Raw genomic sequence first — 15,362 nt, 5'->3', positions numbered from 1 at the left:
GAGGATGACCGAGGAGGAGCATGTGGAGGCAGTCGCCGTCGTCGAACCGTTCGATCCGTCGATTCCGGAACTGATCACCGATCCCTATCCGATCTTCGCGGCGATCCGCGAAAACGATCCGTTTCACTGGTCGAAATTCGGCTATTGGGTGGTCTCGCGCTACGATCATGTGCGCGAGGTGCTGATGAACCGGAAGGATTTCGGCACCGGCGACTTCATCGCCAATCTCAAGCTCTTCTATGGGCCCGACTTCGACCCGATGGCCAATTCGGCCTATCGCTGGCTGTCGGAGGTCTTCATCATGCAGGACCCGCCCCAGCACACGCGCATCCGGGGCCTGGTGACGGGATCGCTGACGGCCAAGCGGGTGCGCGCGATGGAGCCGCGCATCCGCGAAATCTGCGGCGAACTGACCGACGCTTTCATCGGTGACGGCCGCGCCGATCTGATGATCCAGTTCGCCTATAGGTTGCCGGTCATGGTCATCTGCGACTTGATGGGCATCGATTATGGTGCGTCGGCCATGGACCGTCTGATGGCGGCGATCCCGGAGGCTTTCGTCGCGTTCGAGGCGCGCAAGCTGACCGAGGCGGAGCTCGCGACCGCCAACCGCGCGATCGACGATCTCGAAAGCTTTTTCCTCGCCGAGTTCGAGGATCGCCTCGCCAACCCGCGCGACGACCTGCTCACCGCCCTGGCGCAGACGGGGACGATGCCCGACGGCCTCTCGATGCACGAGGCGACGACGGTTGCGATCGCGCTGTTCGGCGCCGGGTTCGAGACGACCGCGAACATCATCGGCAACGGTCTCTACCGCCTGCATTGCCATCCGGACCAGTGGCAGCGCCTGGTCGAGGCTCCGGCCGCGCTTGCCGCCTCGACCAATGAGGAAGCGCTGCGCTACGAAAGCTCGCTGGTCGCGGCCTATCGTACCGCGCTGAACGACACCACCATCGACGGCCATCCGGTCGCAAAGGGCCAGCGCGTCCTCACCCTGGTCGGCGCAGCCAATCGCGATCACCGCAAATTTCCCGACCCCGACCGGTTCGACATCGGACGGGGTGCTTCGGACCATATGTCGTTCGGCGGCGGCATCCATTTCTGCGTGGGTGCCGAACTCGCCCGGATCGAGGCACGGGTCGCCTTCGAGCATATGGCGACGGTGCTGCCGACGATGAAGGTCGACCTGTCTTCGGCCGAGTGGCGCGACAATTTCCTATTCCGGGGTCTGCTGCGCCTGCACGCCACATGGTGATCCCGCAGACCATGCGGGCACTGGCGGGCGACAGCCTCGACGGGCCCGGTGTCTTTTCGCTGCGGACATTGCCGGTGCCGCAGCCGGGTCCGGGGGAGGTGCTGGTCGAGGTCGAGGCGGTGAGCTTCGGCTATGTCGACGGACTGATCACGCGGGGGCTCTACCAGCTCAAGCCGGCCGTTCCCTACGTCCCCGGCGCGGAAATCGTCGGCCGTGTGGTCGCAGTGGGACCTGACGTCGCTAACCAAGCCATCGGCGACCGTGTGGCGACCTGGCAGCTGGCGCGGGGCGGTGGTGCTGCGGACTATGCGCTGCTCGACGCTGGCTGGACCGTGGCGGTTCCCGAAGGGCTCGATGCCGCCGGGGTCGCGGGCATGATGCTCGATTATCTGACCGCCTCTTATGCTCTGTTCGATCGAGGTGGCTTGCAACCGGGTGAGGGCGTGCTGGTGCTCGGCGCGGCCGGCGGTGTCGGTTCTGCTGCGGTGCGGATCGCGGCGGCGGCCGGCGCGATCGTCGTCGCGGGTGCGTCGACGGCCGCCAAGCGCAGCATGGCGCTCGACTGCGGTGCTGCGGCCGCGATCGATTATCTCGCCGAGGACTGGCGCGATACGCTGCGTGCGGTGCAGCCTGAGGCCGGGATTTCGGTCGTCGTCGATCCCGTCGGTGGATCGACCTTCGAGGGCGCCTTCCGTTCGCTGGCGAAGGGTGGCCGACATCTTGTACTGGGCTTTGCGGGCGGTGAGATACCGCGCCTTCCGGCGAACTTGCCGCTGCTCAAGAGCGGCGCTCTGGTCGGCGTCGACGCGCGGCATCTGGTGGAGAGCGATATCGGGCGGGCGAAGCAAATCTGGGCCGATCTGCTCGTGCGGGTCGCCGGAGGGGAACTCGTACTTCCTGCGGTTCATGCTTTCCCGCTGGAGCGGTCGTGTGAGGCGCTGTCGGCGCTGCTGGGTCGCGATAAGGCGGGCAAGATCGTGGTGACGATGTAAGGCGCGGCTGGGCGTGGCGCAGTTCAGCCGTCCTCAACCCGGGCCGCCTCCTCCATATGTGCGTCGATCGAGTCCGTCGCAGCCGGTGGCGGGCCGGCACTTGTTTTGACCGCAGCCGCGCTTTCGAGCGTGCGATGGACCGGACAGCGATCTGCGATCTCCAACATGCGTATGCGCTGTTCGTTGTCCAGCGCACCCTCGATCTCGATCCGGCGGGCGAAGAGGTCGGCTGGCAACTCGCCCTTGCGCTTCTGGTGGCCGACGGCCGTTCGAATGCGCGCCACGGGCCAGCCCTTCTGGTCGGCATAAAGGCGCAGCGTCATCGTCGTGCAGGCGGCGAGCCCGGCTGAAAGCAGGTCATAGGGCGTGGGTCCCGAACCGAGCCCGCCGACGCTCTGCGGCTCATCGGCGAGGAAGCTCGTGCCGCCGGCCTGGATCGCGACCTGAAAGCGGCCTGCGCGGCTCTCCTCGGCAACGACATCGGCCTCGCCGGCATCGCGCGTCTGTTCGAGCGCAGGCAGATAGGGGGAGGCCCAGGCGGCGATCATCGCCGCCACATGGTCGGCCTCGCCATCGCCGCTCAGCATGTGATCGGCCTTGTCCAGCGAGACATAGCTTTTGGGGTGCCGCGCCGCGAGGAAGATGCGGGTGGCGTTCTCCACGTCGACGACCTGATCGAAGGGGGCATGCAGGACGAGCAGCGGCTTGTGCAGGCCGGCGATCCGTGCGCCCTGATCCTGCTGCCGCAGATCGTCGAGGAAGCGCTTGCCGAAGCGGAAGGGACGGCCGGCAAGCGTCACGTCTCCGACGCCGTCGCGCTCGATAGCCGACAGGCTCTGCTCATCGAAATGGCGCAGCACATGGGTCGCGTCGAACGGCGCGGCAATGGTGGCGATGGCCTTGATCGAGGACATCTCGCCTGCCGCCGCGAGCGCCGCCGCGCCGCCGAAACTATGGCCGACCAGCAGCGATGGGGCCTTCCCCGCCGCCGCCATCGCCTCCCCCGCCGCGACGATGTCGCGCGCGTCGTCGGCGAAGCTACCCTCGGCGAGCGAGCCGCCGCTTTCGCCGATCCCGGCAAAGTCGAACCGCAATGTGCCGATACCCTGGGCGGCCAGCGCGCGGGCGATCCGGACGGTGGCCAGTTGGTCCTTGCCGCAGGTGAAGCAGTGGGCCACCAGCGCCCAGCCACGCACCGGCCCAGCCGGGACTTCCAGTCGGCCCGCGATGGTCGCGCGGGTGCCGGGAAAGTCGAAGACCTCGGTCGGCATGGGGCGCTTCTCCTTGGGTCGAAAGGTCAGATCAGGGTGGTGGCGATCGGGATGCCCGCCTTGAGCGTGAGCGTCACCGGCGTTCGTTCGGCGATGTCGAGCGACTCCAGCGGCCAGCCCTTCTTCTCGGCATACATGCGCAGCGTGATCGCGGTGCAGGCGCCGAGCGCGGCGAGCAGCAGGTCGAACGGCGCAGGGCCGCTATCGGCGCCGCCCAGCGCCTCGGGCTCGTCGGCGGTCAGCTGGTGACCGCCGGCGACGATGGTGGTGCGGTATCGATTGGCACCGATGGTTGCGGTTGCATGCGCCATCACGGCCTCTCGGTTCAGGGGTAGCGGACGGCCTTGGGCTCTTCGGGCAGGGGGATGAACTCCTGCTCGTCGGGCACGGGGGCGAAGCGGCGCTCGCGCCAGTCTTCCTTCGCCTGCTCGATCCGGTCGCGCGAGGAGGAGACGAAGTTCCAGTAGATGTTGCGTCCCTCGGGGAAAGGCTCGCCGCCGATCAGCATCAGCCGCGCCGCGCCCTTGGCCTTCAGCACGATCTCCGCGCCGGGCTTGAAGACGATCAGCTCACCGGCGGCGAAGCTTCCGGTCTGTCCGGCGACCTCGACCGATCCCTCGACCACATAGACGGCGCGTTCGACATGCTCGGCCTTGACCTGATAGCGCGCGCCGTCGACGAGGACGATGTCCGCATAGACCATGTCCGAATAGGCCTTCACTGGTGAGCGCAGGCCATCCCAGGTACCGACGATCAGCGTCAGCTTCGTGCCGTCCGCCTCGATCACCGGAATCTCCGATGCTTTATGATGCGCGAAAGCGGGGTCGATCTCTTCCTTGTCGGTCGGCAGCGCGACCCAGGTCTGGAGGCCGAACAGCGTGCTGCCCGAAGGGCGCAGCGCGTCCGGCGTGCGCTCGGAATGGACGATGCCCGAACCGGCGGTCATCCAGTTGACCTCGCCGGGGCGGATCGGCTGGACGCTGCCGACCGAGTCCCGATGCATGATCTCGCCGTCGAGCAGATAGGTGATCGTTGCAAGGCCGATATGCGGGTGGGGACGTACGTCCAGGCCTTCGCCGCTGCGGAAAGTTGCTTCACCCATCTGGTCGAAGAAGATGAAGGGGCCGACCATCCGCCGGTGCGGCGACGGCAATGCGCGCCGAACCTCGAAGCCCTCGCCCAGGTCGCGGACCGGGGGCAGGATCACCATGTCGACGCCGTCGACCTCGCTGCTGCGCATGCTCATCTGTGTCTTCCTCAAATCGATCGGTGGGGAGGCGGGCCGGTGCGGACGATATCTTGTCCGCCACCCGGCCCGCCGGTTCAAGGCTGATGGGTCAGGCCGCATCGACCAGGACGACCTCACTGTCCTCCAGCGCGGTAACGCGGATGACCTCGAGATCGCGGATCGCGGCGCCGTCGCGGGCATCGATCCGCTGTCCGTCAATCTCGATCGCGCCGGTGGCGGGCACGAGATAGGCGAAGCGGCCCGCGCCGAGCGGATATTCGGCGGTCTCGCCGGCCCGCAGCGTTGCGCCGACCACCCGCGCTTCGGCGCGGATCGGCAGCGCGTCCTCGTCTCCGGCTATGCCGCTGGCGAGGGTCACGAACTGGCCGGCGCGGTCGTCCTTGGGGAAGGGCTTGGCGCCCCAGCTCGGCTGCCCGCCGCGCTGCGCGGGCTGGATCCAGATCTGGAAGATGCGCGTGGTGACGTCCTCCAGATTATATTCCGAATGCTGGATCCCGCTGCCGGCGGACATCACCTGCACGTCGCCGGCTTCGGTTCGTCCGCGATTGCCCAGATTGTCCTGGTGGGAGATCGCGCCCTCGCGGACATAGGTGATGATCTCCATGTCGCGGTGGGGGTGCGGCGGGAAGCCGGTGCGCGGCGCGATCGTATCGTCGTTCCACACGCGCAGGTCGCCCCAGTTCATCCGGGCTTCGTCATGATAGCCGGCGAAGGAGAAGTGATGCTTGGCGTCGAGCCAGCCATGGTTGGCGCCGCCGAGGGTGGAAAAGCGTCGAATGTCGATCATGTCATGTCTCCAATGTCTGAGGCAGGGCCTTGGTTTCAGGCTGAAATCAGGGTGAGGGCGTCGACCTGCGCGCGGCTGAAGCCGAGGCCGAGCAGCTCGGGGACCAGCCGTTCGTCGGCGTGGCGGGTGCGCCGCACGGTGCAAACGAAACGGCGCAGTGCGTCGGCCCGGGGATCGAGCACCGGCAGTTCTGAATGCTGTCCAGTGACGCGGTCCAGTGCGCTGCGCAGGAACGACCGCTTGTGGGGGACCGAGCGATAGGCTTCGGCCTCCTCATAGGCGCGGGCGACCGCCTTCCACTCGGTGCGGCTCAATTCGGGTGCGCTGATCGGGGTGGTCGTCATCTCGTCCTCCTTCCTGTTGAGGACCTTCTAGACCTGCTCGACTTATCCGGTCAGACGGATAAAATTGGCCGAAACGTTCGAGGAAATTGAAATGTCAAATCCGGGCATGCCGACCTTCGACCAGCTGCGGATATTTCTCGCTATCGTCGAGACGGGCAGCTTCGCGGCGGCGGGGAGGAAGCTCAACCGAGCGGTGTCGGTGATCAGCTATGGCATCGGCAATCTCGAGGCGCAGCTGGGTCTGACGCTGTTCGATCGGGAGGGGACGCGTAAGCCGGTGCTGACCACGGCGGGCCGCGCAGTGCTCGCCGAGGCGCGTATGGTGTCTCAGGGGATCGATGGCCTTCGCGCCAAGGTCAAAGGTCTGCTGGACGGTCTGGAGGCCGAAGTCGATCTGGCGGTGGATGTGATGCTGCCGGCCGAGCGACTGGGACAGGTTCTGCGCGCCTTCGCCGAGCGCTTCCCGACGGTGTCGCTGCGCCTTCATGTCGAGGCGCTGGGCGCGGTCACCGCGATGGTGCTCGACCGGGTGGCGACGATCGGCATTTCGGGCCCGCTCGCCGCCGGGGTCAGCGGCATCGATCTCGTCTCGGCCGGCTCGGTGCCGATGGTGCCGGTGGCCGCGCCCGATCACCCCCTCGGCCGGACCGCGAAAATCCCGCCCGGCATGGGCCGCGAGCATGTCCAGATCGTGCTGACCGACCGCTCGCGCTTCACAGACGGACAGGATTATTCGGTGCTCAGCCACCGCACATGGCGCCTGGCCGACCTCGGCGCGAAGCACCAGCTGCTGCGGCAGGGCATCGGCTGGGGCAATATGCCATTGCCGATGATCGAGCCCGACCTGATGGCCGGCACGCTCGTCCGTCTGCACATGCCCGATCATATCGGCGGCACCTACCGCTTCAACGGCATCTGGCGCAGCGACACGCCACCCGGACCGGCCGGCTCCTGGCTGCTCGACCAGTTCGTGACGCTCGGCGCGAACGACGAGGAGGAGGAGGGGTTCGGCGATATCTGACCGGTGACATTTTGTTGCCGACAGCCCGCCGCGATTGCTCCTGGAGTGAAAGCCGTTACGGCATGGCAATGAGGCGGGGGGCTGGTCGTGCCCTCAAGGGGGCGCAGCGGCAATGGCGAACGGCGGACTGATCGACCTATTCTATCCGGCATGGAGCACCGGGCTGGAGCATTGTGCGCAGGTTATCCAGTCGGCCATCCGGAAGGTTTCCGGCGGCCGGATAGAGGTCCGGCCGATGCGCGGGCGGATGTCCCTCTACCGCAAAGAGAAGCGCGGCGATCCGCCGCCGGACTATCTTCGCAAGACCGGCCGGCTTGCCATTTTCCTGGAGCGGGTTTTCGAACGGCCCTTCCTCGAAAATTACAAGTCGCGCATATTGCTGCCCAATCCCGAATGGTTCCTGCCGGAGGATGTCGAGTCAGCGGGGCGCATGATCAATGCGGTGTTCCACCGGAGCCGGTTCTCATCCGACCATCTGGCGCCGCATCTGCCCGATGCTCGCCACCACCATGTCGGCTTCACCTCGCGCGACCCGGCGCTGCGGGTGAGCGACTACCGGACCTATGCGCATTTTCGGGGTAAGGCCACGACCCGGCATAGCCAGTTGCTGATCGATCTGTGGGCGAAGCGCGCCGACTTGCCGCTCCTCTCGTTGCAGGCCTATGGGCAGGACATCGGCCTGAACACGCGTCGATGGATCGAGGATGGCAATCTGCGCCTGTTCCTCGGCTTCTTCCCCCAACATGAGGCCTATTTCCGGGAACTCGCGGCGAGCGGAATCCACCTCTGTACGTCTGCGGTCGAAGGCTTCGGCCATTATATCAACGAGAGCCGGGCGATGGGCGCGCTGGTCGTGACGCTCGACGCGCCGCCGATGAACGAACTGATCCGGCCTGATTTCGGCATTTTGGTGCCCACTGTCGACAGTGCGCCGCTGAACAGGGGCGTGCGCTACGTTACGACCATCGACCTGATCGAAGCGGCGATCGACCAAGTGCAGAGCCTGTCACATGCGCGAAGGGCCGAAATGGGCGCCAACGCCCGCGACGCATTCGAACAGGATCAGAGGCAGATGCTCGCGCGCCTCACCGAGGCGCTGGCAAAAGAGTGGAACTGACCCGGTTCAGTCGGGATGCACTTCCTGTGCCACCGCACACTTCTCGTTGGTCTGTTGTGAGCCGCCCCCGACCAGCGTGACCGCCAGAAAACCGGCCACGACCAGGATCGCGAAAGCCGCCGTAACCTTGCCGAGGTGGCGGTCGATCACTGCCTTGATCGGCGCGCCGAACAGGCGGAACAGGATGCCGACGATCATGAAGCTGATCGAGCGCGACACGATCGAGGCACCGATGAAAACGAGCAGGTTCATGCCGATGAAGCCGGCAGTGATCGTCAGCAGCTTGAACGGGATCGGGGTAGCCCCCTTCACGATGATGATCTCGGCGCCATAGTCGCGCAGATAGCAGGCGGCCTTCGGGAAGCTTTCGGCCAGGCCGAGTGCGCGCAGCAGCGCCTCCCCGAACGCCTCGTAGACGAAATGCCCGATTGCATAGCCGAGCAGCCCGCCGGCCACCGAGGCCAGCGTCGCCACGGCGGCAAAGCGGATCGCCTTCTTCGGTTCGGCCAGGCACATCAGTCCGAGCAGCGGGTGCGGCGGTACCGGAAAGAAGCTCGCCTCCATGAAGGCGAAGGCCGCCAGCCACCATTCGGCATGGCGGTGCGCCGCCTTGGCCATGGTCCAGTCATACAAGCGGCGCAGCATTTCATTCCCCCGAGCGTTCGGCCGCCTGATAGAGGCTCCACGCCCGGGGGGAAAGGGTATCAGTCCGCTGCGCTCAACTGCGCGCGAAGGCGAGCAGGTCGGCGTTGAACCGGTCCTGATGCGTCGCGGTCAAACCGTGCGGAGCGCCTTCATAGACGAGCAGTGCGGCATCCTTGACGATCCTGGCGGAGAGTTCGCCCGAATTGCCGATCGGCACGATCTGGTCGTCGTCGCCGTGGATGATCAGGGTGGGGACGTCGATCGCCTTCAGGTCTTCGGTATAGTCGACCTCCGAGAATTCGTGGATGCAGAGATATTGGCCGAGAATCGAGCCTGCCATTCCCTGCGCCCAGAAGCCCTGCCGCAGCCCTTCGTTCGCCGTCACGCCTTCACGGTTGAAACCGTAGAAGGGTGTCGTCAGGTCGAGATAGAATTGCGAGCGGTTGGCTGCGACGCCGTTGCGGATCCCGTCGAACAGCTCGATCGGCAGGCCGCCTGGATAGGCTTCGGTCTTCGCCATGATCGGTGGGACCGCGCCCACCAGCACCATCTTCGCCACCCGCGCGGAACCGTGGCGGCCGACGTAATGGCTGATCTCGCCGCCGCCGGTAGAATGGCCGACGAGGATCAGGTTGTTGAGGTCGAGCGCCTCGATGACGGCCGCCAGATCATCGGCGTAATTGTCCATGTCGTTGCCGGTCGCGGGCTGGTCCGAGCGGCCATGGCCGCGACGGTCATGGGCAATGACGCGATAACCGGCCTGGGCGAAGAAGAGCATCTGACCGTCCCAGGCGTCCGCCGAAAGCGGCCAGCCATGGGCGAAGAGAATGGGCTGGGCATCCTTGGGCCCCCAATCCTTGACGAAGATGCGGGTGCCGTCCTGCGTGGTGACATAGGTCATGGTGAAGTCCTTTCCGAATGATCCGGCTGTCGGTACCGGGCCCGTTCGCCCGTCCGTCTGGCTGAAAGCAGATCTATGAGATCGCGGACCTTCGATGCAGTCGTATAAAATCGTCCAGAATGTTCTATATTTTAGAACAGATGGCCGGTCACAAGGGAAGGGCGGTCGAATATTTGATCTGCTCCATCGCGAAGGACGAGGTGACGTCGCGTAAGGGGACGGAGCGGATGATGCGCTTGTAGATGCGGTCATAATCGTCGATGTCGGCGCACACGATTTTTAGCAGATAATCGGTTTCCCCGCTCATGCGGTAGAACTCGGTTACCTCCGGGATTTCGGAGATCGAGCGGGCGAATAGCGACAGCCATTCCTCGCTATGCTCGTTGGCGCGGACGCCGACGAAGACCACGGTCTTCAGCCCCACCTTGGCCGGATCGAGCAGGGTCACCCGGCCGCGAATATAGCCCTCGCGCTCCAGCCGCTTGACGCGTTTCCAGCAGGGGGTCTGCGAGAGCCCGGCCGCCTCGGCGAGTGCCGCCAGCGGCAGTGTCGCGTCGCGCTGCAGATGGGCAAGAATCCGGCGGTCGGTGGCATCCAGCATTTTCATTCTCTCCAAACTGCCGAAGGGAGAATGATCTTATCGCATCTCGTACGGATGAAGACAGAAAAAAGAAGCATGTCGCGCCTGCGCGCCCATATTCTGGTGGCGAGGAGACGATCATGAAGAAGCTGTTCCTGGATCACCCCGCGTCGGTTGGCGAAAGCTATGCCGAGCATTTCGTAAACGCCGCAGGCTTTGGCCTGCTGCTGGGACGCGCGGCTTGTGCCTGCTTCATCCATGCGCTGGTGCCCGCGCTGTTCGAGCGGACGGCGAGCCGCTTGGTTACTCAGTTGCACGACCGGATGGTAACCAATCGGCGGCGAAGGGAGTTGGAAACAAGCGAGCCCGGTTCTGCTACCGCTCGTCAAAGCAAGATACACATTGGTGCAACGCAATAAGACAAAAGTTTACAGTATTTTACATTCCATACGTATTTATCGCAACCGTCCGGCACGCAAACCCTTGTATTGCAAAGGCTATGCTTCAGTCGCTGATATATGTGAGCCGCAGCCTGTTGGTGCTCCCGGTCCAATGTGGGGAGATCAAGGCCATCGTCGCGGTGTCCGAACGGCGCAATGCGGCGCTGGGTGTCCGTGGCTCGCTTCTCTTTACCGAACGGCATTTCGCGCAGCTGCTCGAAGGACCGCCGTCGGCCGTCGACGCGGTGATGCGGAGCATCGAGAAGGACCATCGCCACGAAGCGGTAACGGTGATCGAGACAAAGCCGATCGACAGCTATCGGTTCGCCGACTGGAGCCTGTCTTATTGGGGCGACGCCGGCTATGTCGACACGCAGATCGGGCGGCTCCTCGACGGTGAGGCGGGCGAAGAAGCGGCCGATCTGTACATGCTGATCCAGCGCATGGCGCAGGAGAGCCGCAAGGCAGGCGGGCCGATCGGCAGACCTTCGCAACGCTGCTGATCCTATTCCAATGAAAAAGGCCGGACCCCTGCGGACCCGGCCTTTTCCTTTTTTCCTGTCGACCGCGATCAGTCGAACAGCTTGCCCCAGGCGCGCTTGGCGCGATTCTTCCAATGGCCGCGATGATAGGCGTCCGATGCCAGCAGCGGCACGACCGAGCCGGCCTCGGCGAACACCATCTGCTCGATGCCGGTGTTGACCTTGCCCCAGCTGGCGGCTTCCTGCAGCGTCGAAGAGGAGCAGGCGCCGTCGCGCACGTCCGCGACGGTGATCTGCACGGCATATTTGTGAACCTCGACGTCCTCGTGGCCGAGAATCTCGGCGCAGACGACGGTGTCCTGGATGAAGTTCTTCGGCACGCCGCCGCCGATCATCAGCAGGCCGCTGGTGCCCGCCTTGATCTTGATGTCGGTGAGTTCGCGGAAATCGGCGATAGCGTCGATCATCATATAGGGACGGCCCGCCTTCATGCAGTCGACCTGATGCTTGACGAGGCCGAAGCCCGCCGAGCTGTCGACGAAGGCCGGGCAGAAGATCGGCACGTCATGCTCATAAGCGAGCTTGACGAGGCTGTTCTCCTTCTTGCCGTGCTCGACCAGATATTTGCCCATCTCGCGGATGAAGGCGCGGCTCGAATAGGCACGCGGCTCCAGCGAGTTGGCGATCTTGTTAATCGTGAAGTCGCAGTCCTGAAGCTGCTCCTCGTCGATATAGGTGTCGTAGATGCGATCGATCAGCAGCGAGCGCAGCGTGTCGTCATCGGGCACTTCGAGCGCCTGATAATGTTTGTGGCCGAGGCCCTCGAAGAAATCCATGTCGACGATCGTGGCGCCGGTGGCGACGACGGCGTCGACCATGCCCGAGCGGACCAGTTCGGCATAGGCGTCCATGCAGCCGCCGGCCGAGGTCGACCCGGCGATCACCAGGAAGATCGTGCAGTCGGGATCCTCGAGCATCTGGTTGTAGATGCCGGTGGCGCGCGCGAGATCGCGGCTGGTGAAGCTCATCTTGCCCATCGCGTCGATGATCGGGCGGGCATCGAAGCTGGTGATGTCGATATGCTCGACCTGCGTCGAAAGCAGCTCGGCCTTGCGCGTGTCGTTGACAGAGGGTGTGTTCATCTTGGTCTCCGGAAATCAAAACGGCCGCAGCTCCGGCGGAAGGCCGGACCATCGCGCTCGATCGAGGCGGATGATCCGGCTTTCCGCCGGAGACGGGCTTTTCTGCTGGGCAGCCCTTACAGGGTGATGACGTTGTGCGAAACCGTTTCGCGCTGCGTGTCGTCGTGCGTGTAGAGCGACGCCATCGGTTCGTCGGTCATGATGACCCGCTCGCCGGCGGTGAAGCCGTTGAAGCCGGTCCGCATCGCGCAGCCATAGGCGCCGAGCATGCCGATCTCGATATAGTCGCCGACATTGACGTCGCCAGGCAGGACAAACGGGCCGGCCATCCGGTCCATGTCGTCGCAGGTGGGGCCGTAGAAGCTGAACCCGGTGTCACGGATGCGCGGCTCGCCGTCGCGCAGCAGCTGGACCGGAAAGCGCCAGCCGACATGCGCGGCATCGAACAGCGCGCCATAGGCACCGTCGTTGATGTAGAGCTCGTCACCGCGGCGACGCTCGACGCGGACGAGCAGGCTCGCATATTCTGCGCACAATGCACGGCCCGGCTCGCACCACAATTCCGACGAATAGGACACCGGCAGGCTTTCGAACGCCTGATGGATGGCGTTGAAATAGGCCTCAAGTGCGGGCGGCTCCATGCCGGGATAGACCGAGGGGAAGCCCCCGCCGACGTCGATGACGTCGACCGTAACTGCCGCCGCGACGATCGCCGCGCGGACCTTCTCCATAGCCTGCACATAGGCCGACGGGCTCATCGCCTGGCTGCCGACATGGAAGCAGATGCCGAGCGCATCCGCGACCTGGCGGGTGCGCAGCAGCAGTTCCTTGGCATCGGCCAGCTCGACCCCGAATTTCGAGGCGAGGCTGAGCTTCGACATTTCCGACGAAACGCGCAGACGGACGCACAGCGTCAGGTCGGCCGCACCCTTGGTGGCGCGCACGATCTTGTCCAGCTCCTCGAGCGAGTCGAGCGAGAAGGTGCGGACGCCATAGTCGAAATAGGCTTCCGCGATTGCTTCCTCGGCCTTGACCGGGTGCATGAAGCAGAGCGTGGCTTCCGGCGCGATGCCGGCCACCAGCCGCACTTCCGCGATCGACGCCACGTCGAACTGCGTGATGCCGTTGTCCCACAGGATCTGGATCAGATCGGGGGACGGATTCGCCTTGACGGCATACATCGAGCGCCCCTGGAACTTCTCGACGAAGAACCGGGCAGCCCGCGCAGCGGCGTGGGGACGAAGAAGCGTTACCGGCTGAACCGGCTTAAGGGACGAAGCTAGCCCCAGCGCGCTATGGTGCTTGTGCAACTCAAGGGACCTCCGGGTGTAACGTGGGCAAGAAAGCTGCCTTGCGGTGGAAGTCCCATGGGGCAGCGGAGGCGCGGATATATGGTGCGCTGACCCCCATGTAAAGTTTCGAAATTCTACTTGCCGTCCAGCATGTTCGTCCGATCGCAAAAATGCCCGGATTACGGGGCGAATTGCGCGTGGCCCGCCCGATGTCCCGATGCTGCATCGCCGGGCGAATCGACGCCGACGCTTGCCTCTCGCTGGCCGAAATGGCTGAAGGAAAGCCATGCTCGATCTTCCGCGCGAATCCGATGTCCCTGCCATCGTCGATCTGGTCAACCGGGCCTATCGCGGCTGGGGGGCGCTACGCAGCTGGACGGTCGAAGACTTCATCACCGAACCGAGAGTCGACGAGGCCGAGATCCGGCAGGACCTCGCTGACCCCTCGGTGCGGCTTCGGATCGTCCGCGACGAGGCGTCGGGCGCGCCGGTCGCCACCGTCCGCTTGCAGGACGAGGGAGCGGGGCTATGGCAGCTGGGCATGCTCAGCGTCGATCCCGGCCGGCAGAAGGACGGCCTGGGTCAGCGGATCATGGCGGCGGCCGAGGATGTCGCTCGGCGCGAAGGAGCACAGCGGATGCGGCTCTACGTCGTCCACCGGCGCCCCGAGCTGCTCTCATGGTATGGACGGCGCGGCTATCGGCCGACGGGCGAGACCCGGCCCTTCCCGGGGCAGGGAGGCGTGGCGGCCGTCGATCCGCGCAACGATCTTCATTTTCTCTTGCTCGAGAAAAGCCTGTAGGTGGTCGCCATGACACGCGCGCTCAGCCCCTCTCATAGCGACCACAAGCACGACCATAGCGGCCATGCCCATGGGCATGGCGCCCATGGGCATGGCCATGCGCCCAAGGAATTCGGCCGGGCATTCGCCATCGGTGTAACGCTGAACCTCGGTTTCGTGATCGTCGAAGGAGCCGCCGGGCTGGCGTCCGGGTCGATCGCGCTTGTGGCCGACGCCGGACATAATCTGTCGGACGTGCTGGGGCTGCTGATGGCCTGGGCAGCCTATGCGCTGTCAAAGCGTCCCGCGAGCGCGCGCTACACCTATGGGCTGCGCGGTTCGTCGATCCTGGCGGCGCTGTTCAACGCGATCCTGCTGCTGATCGCCTGCGGGGCGATCGCGCTCGGCGCGATTCAGCGGCTGTTCGAGCCCGAGCCGATCCAGAGCGGGACGATGATGGCGGTGGCGGCGGTCGGCATCGCGATCAATCTCGGCACTGCACTCCTTTTCCTGCGGGGTGGGGATGACGACATCAACATCCGTGGCGCCTTCCTGCACATGGCTGCCGACGCGGCGGTCTCCGCCGGCGTCGTGGTGGCGGGGTTTCTCGTCGCGCGGACGGGGGCGCTCTGGATCGATCCGGCGATCAGCATCGTGATCGTCGCCGTCATCGTGGCCGGAACCTGGGGTCTTTTCCGGGATTCGCTTGTGATGTCGCTGGCCGGCGTGCCGAGCCGGATCGACCCGGCCAAGGTCTCGGCGCGGCTTGCCGATCTGCCGGGCGTGACGGCGGTGCACCATATCCACATCTGGCCGACGAGCACGACCGAGACCGCGCTGACCGCGCATCTCGTGATGCCCGATCTGGCCGAGCAGGATGAGTTCCTCGTCTCGACCGCGCGGCTGGTGCGCGAGGAATTCGGTATCGGCCATGCGACCTTTCAGATCGAGCGCGGCCGCTGTGCCGACGCCGGCTGCGCCGAGGGGGCGGGCGGGCAGGGGCACCACGATCATGACCATAGGCATAAGCACGACCACGACCATGATCACCATTGAGCCTTGT

18 protein-coding genes are annotated in these 15,362 nt (G+C 65.1%); 8 read left to right on the top strand and 10 right to left on the bottom strand.

Features of this window, described 5'->3' with window-relative positions; translation table 11 throughout:
• The first annotated feature begins 22 nt into the window (after positions 1-22).
• Both ACNI3R_RS11115 and ACNI3R_RS11110 read left to right on the top strand, forming a co-directional pair.
• Positions 23-1,255, top strand: a complete 1,233-nt coding sequence (locus tag ACNI3R_RS11115) for a cytochrome P450 (protein ID WP_426183230.1) — start codon at positions 23-25, stop codon at positions 1,253-1,255.
• A complete protein-coding gene (locus ACNI3R_RS11110; RefSeq protein ID WP_426183228.1) occupies positions 1,249-2,247 on the top strand; it encodes an NADPH:quinone oxidoreductase family protein in 999 nt (332 codons plus the stop codon). Before ACNI3R_RS11115 ends, ACNI3R_RS11110 begins: the two co-directional genes overlap by 7 nt.
• A gap of 23 nt (positions 2,248-2,270) precedes the next feature.
• On the opposite strand, the gene ACNI3R_RS11105 is transcribed toward ACNI3R_RS11110, so the two are convergent.
• From ACNI3R_RS11105 to ACNI3R_RS11085, 5 genes are all read right to left on the bottom strand, one after another.
• Positions 2,271-3,518, bottom strand: a complete 1,248-nt coding sequence (locus ACNI3R_RS11105; RefSeq protein ID WP_426183226.1) for a bifunctional alpha/beta hydrolase/OsmC family protein — start codon at positions 3,516-3,518, stop codon at positions 2,271-2,273.
• A 26-nt stretch (positions 3,519-3,544) separates the two neighbouring features.
• Positions 3,545-3,829, bottom strand: coding sequence for an OsmC family protein (locus tag ACNI3R_RS11100; RefSeq protein WP_426183224.1), 285 nt, complete (start codon positions 3,827-3,829; stop codon positions 3,545-3,547).
• Between the two features lie 14 nt (positions 3,830-3,843).
• Positions 3,844-4,764 carry a pirin family protein gene (locus tag ACNI3R_RS11095; RefSeq protein ID WP_426183222.1) on the bottom strand — a complete coding sequence of 307 codons (921 nt, stop codon included), beginning with the start codon at positions 4,762-4,764 and terminating at the stop codon, positions 3,844-3,846.
• A 91-nt stretch (positions 4,765-4,855) separates the two neighbouring features.
• Positions 4,856-5,554: a pirin family protein gene (locus tag ACNI3R_RS11090; RefSeq protein ID WP_426183220.1), complete on the bottom strand. Its 699-nt coding sequence runs from the start codon at positions 5,552-5,554 to the stop codon at positions 4,856-4,858.
• A gap of 35 nt (positions 5,555-5,589) precedes the next feature.
• Entirely contained in the window at positions 5,590-5,898 is a 309-nt protein-coding gene (locus tag ACNI3R_RS11085; protein ID WP_426183218.1) for a hypothetical protein, read from the bottom strand.
• 91 nt (positions 5,899-5,989) lie between these two features.
• Between ACNI3R_RS11085 and ACNI3R_RS11080 the strand changes: the two genes are divergently transcribed.
• Entirely contained in the window at positions 5,990-6,919 is a 930-nt protein-coding gene (locus ACNI3R_RS11080; RefSeq protein WP_426183217.1) for a LysR family transcriptional regulator, read from the top strand.
• Between the two features lie 112 nt (positions 6,920-7,031).
• Entirely contained in the window at positions 7,032-8,036 is a 1,005-nt protein-coding gene (locus tag ACNI3R_RS11075) for a glycosyltransferase (protein ID WP_426183215.1), read from the top strand.
• A gap of 6 nt (positions 8,037-8,042) precedes the next feature.
• Here ACNI3R_RS11075 and ACNI3R_RS11070 read toward each other — a convergent pair whose 3' ends face one another.
• The 3 genes from ACNI3R_RS11070 to ACNI3R_RS11060 form a co-directional block, all read right to left on the bottom strand.
• A complete protein-coding gene (locus ACNI3R_RS11070) occupies positions 8,043-8,681 on the bottom strand; it encodes a YqaA family protein (RefSeq protein WP_426183213.1) in 639 nt (212 codons plus the stop codon).
• Positions 8,682-8,754: 73 nt separating this feature from the next.
• Complete coding sequence (locus ACNI3R_RS11065) at positions 8,755-9,582, bottom strand: alpha/beta fold hydrolase (protein WP_426183211.1); 828 nt, start codon at positions 9,580-9,582, stop codon at positions 8,755-8,757.
• Between the two features lie 148 nt (positions 9,583-9,730).
• Positions 9,731-10,189 carry an Lrp/AsnC family transcriptional regulator gene (locus tag ACNI3R_RS11060; protein WP_426183209.1) on the bottom strand — a complete coding sequence of 153 codons (459 nt, stop codon included), beginning with the start codon at positions 10,187-10,189 and terminating at the stop codon, positions 9,731-9,733.
• Positions 10,190-10,302: 113 nt separating this feature from the next.
• Here ACNI3R_RS11060 and ACNI3R_RS11055 point away from each other — a divergent pair, with 113 nt between their 5' ends.
• Together ACNI3R_RS11055 and ACNI3R_RS11050 are read left to right on the top strand one after the other, a co-directional pair.
• Positions 10,303-10,581: a DUF6356 family protein gene (locus tag ACNI3R_RS11055; RefSeq protein WP_426183208.1), complete on the top strand. Its 279-nt coding sequence runs from the start codon at positions 10,303-10,305 to the stop codon at positions 10,579-10,581.
• A gap of 80 nt (positions 10,582-10,661) precedes the next feature.
• Positions 10,662-11,105: a BLUF domain-containing protein gene (locus tag ACNI3R_RS11050; protein ID WP_426183206.1), complete on the top strand. Its 444-nt coding sequence runs from the start codon at positions 10,662-10,664 to the stop codon at positions 11,103-11,105.
• Between the two features lie 68 nt (positions 11,106-11,173).
• On the opposite strand, the gene ACNI3R_RS11045 is transcribed toward ACNI3R_RS11050, so the two are convergent.
• The gene (locus tag ACNI3R_RS11045; protein ID WP_426183204.1) at positions 11,174-12,226 is read right to left on the bottom strand and encodes a 1,9-bis(guanidino)-5-aza-nonane synthase; all 1,053 of its coding nucleotides are present in this window, start codon (positions 12,224-12,226) and stop codon (positions 11,174-11,176) included.
• A 116-nt stretch (positions 12,227-12,342) separates the two neighbouring features.
• Positions 12,343-13,536, bottom strand: coding sequence for a type III PLP-dependent enzyme (locus ACNI3R_RS11040; RefSeq protein WP_426183202.1), 1,194 nt, complete (start codon positions 13,534-13,536; stop codon positions 12,343-12,345).
• 268 nt (positions 13,537-13,804) lie between these two features.
• Here ACNI3R_RS11040 and ACNI3R_RS11035 point away from each other — a divergent pair, with 268 nt between their 5' ends.
• Both ACNI3R_RS11035 and ACNI3R_RS11030 read left to right on the top strand, forming a co-directional pair.
• On the top strand, positions 13,805-14,320 hold the full coding sequence (locus ACNI3R_RS11035) for a GNAT family N-acetyltransferase (protein WP_426183200.1): 516 nt from the start codon (positions 13,805-13,807) through the stop codon (positions 14,318-14,320).
• Positions 14,321-14,329: 9 nt separating this feature from the next.
• Complete coding sequence (locus ACNI3R_RS11030; protein ID WP_426183198.1) at positions 14,330-15,355, top strand: cation diffusion facilitator family transporter; 1,026 nt, start codon at positions 14,330-14,332, stop codon at positions 15,353-15,355.
• Positions 15,356-15,362: the final 7 nt, after the last annotated feature.

Source organism: Rhizorhabdus antheiae, assembly GCF_049889055.1.
Classification (GTDB): Bacteria; Pseudomonadota; Alphaproteobacteria; order Sphingomonadales; family Sphingomonadaceae; genus Rhizorhabdus.
The sequence above is the reverse complement of the archived record's forward strand: the minus strand, read 5'-3'. Positions and strand labels throughout refer to the sequence as shown.

Bases quoted from the DNA above. Each gene is read 5' to 3' on its own strand.
- ACNI3R_RS11110 (WP_426183228.1), top strand. From the start codon at position 1,249: ATGGTGATCCCGCAGACCATGCGGGCACTGGCGGGCGACAGCCTCGAC.
- ACNI3R_RS11105 (WP_426183226.1), bottom strand. From the start codon at position 3,518: ATGCCGACCGAGGTCTTCGACTTTCCCGGCACCCGCGCGACCATCGCG.
- ACNI3R_RS11100 (WP_426183224.1), bottom strand. From the start codon at position 3,829: ATGGCGCATGCAACCGCAACCATCGGTGCCAATCGATACCGCACCACC.
- ACNI3R_RS11095 (WP_426183222.1), bottom strand. From the start codon at position 4,764: ATGAGCATGCGCAGCAGCGAGGTCGACGGCGTCGACATGGTGATCCTG.
- ACNI3R_RS11090 (WP_426183220.1), bottom strand. From the start codon at position 5,554: ATGATCGACATTCGACGCTTTTCCACCCTCGGCGGCGCCAACCATGGC.
- ACNI3R_RS11085 (WP_426183218.1), bottom strand. From the start codon at position 5,898: ATGACGACCACCCCGATCAGCGCACCCGAATTGAGCCGCACCGAGTGG.
- ACNI3R_RS11080 (WP_426183217.1), top strand. From the start codon at position 5,990: ATGTCAAATCCGGGCATGCCGACCTTCGACCAGCTGCGGATATTTCTC.
- ACNI3R_RS11075 (WP_426183215.1), top strand. From the start codon at position 7,032: ATGGCGAACGGCGGACTGATCGACCTATTCTATCCGGCATGGAGCACC.
- ACNI3R_RS11070 (WP_426183213.1), bottom strand. From the start codon at position 8,681: ATGCTGCGCCGCTTGTATGACTGGACCATGGCCAAGGCGGCGCACCGC.
- ACNI3R_RS11065 (WP_426183211.1), bottom strand. From the start codon at position 9,582: ATGACCTATGTCACCACGCAGGACGGCACCCGCATCTTCGTCAAGGAT.
- ACNI3R_RS11060 (WP_426183209.1), bottom strand. From the start codon at position 10,189: ATGAAAATGCTGGATGCCACCGACCGCCGGATTCTTGCCCATCTGCAG.
- ACNI3R_RS11055 (WP_426183208.1), top strand. From the start codon at position 10,303: ATGAAGAAGCTGTTCCTGGATCACCCCGCGTCGGTTGGCGAAAGCTAT.
- ACNI3R_RS11050 (WP_426183206.1), top strand. From the start codon at position 10,662: ATGCTTCAGTCGCTGATATATGTGAGCCGCAGCCTGTTGGTGCTCCCG.
- ACNI3R_RS11045 (WP_426183204.1), bottom strand. From the start codon at position 12,226: ATGAACACACCCTCTGTCAACGACACGCGCAAGGCCGAGCTGCTTTCG.
- ACNI3R_RS11035 (WP_426183200.1), top strand. From the start codon at position 13,805: ATGCTCGATCTTCCGCGCGAATCCGATGTCCCTGCCATCGTCGATCTG.
- ACNI3R_RS11030 (WP_426183198.1), top strand. From the start codon at position 14,330: ATGACACGCGCGCTCAGCCCCTCTCATAGCGACCACAAGCACGACCAT.